At 56.9% G+C, this 262-nt stretch carries 1 protein-coding gene; it reads left to right on the top strand.

Features of this window, described 5'->3' with window-relative positions; all coding sequences use genetic code 11:
- A partial coding sequence (locus HOC_RS20845; RefSeq protein WP_156950595.1) for a TonB-dependent receptor domain-containing protein occupies positions 1–262 on the top strand: 262 nt, incomplete at both ends.

Raw genomic sequence — 262 nt, 5'->3', positions numbered from 1 at the left:
GTCAACTACATGATCACGATCGGCACGGCGCCCGATCTGGATCCTGAAACGTCAACGACCTATACGGCCGGATTTGACTATGAGCTGATGCGCGGTCGCCAGTCGCTGACGCTGAGTGGCAGTTATTATGACATCCGTTTTGAAGACCGGCTCGGTGTGACGCCTGTCCCGGGAAATCTCAACGCGAATTATGCGCCGGGATTCGCCTTCGCCGATCCAGGTCTGTTCCCCGAAGGAACGGTTATCTTCTTCCCGAGCGAGG

It is taken from the genome of Hyphomonas oceanitis SCH89 (assembly GCF_000685295.1).
In the GTDB taxonomy this organism is placed as follows: domain Bacteria; phylum Pseudomonadota; class Alphaproteobacteria; order Caulobacterales; family Hyphomonadaceae; genus Hyphomonas; species Hyphomonas oceanitis.
Note: the sequence above shows the minus strand (reverse complement) of the source record. Positions and strands in the feature narration are given on the sequence as shown.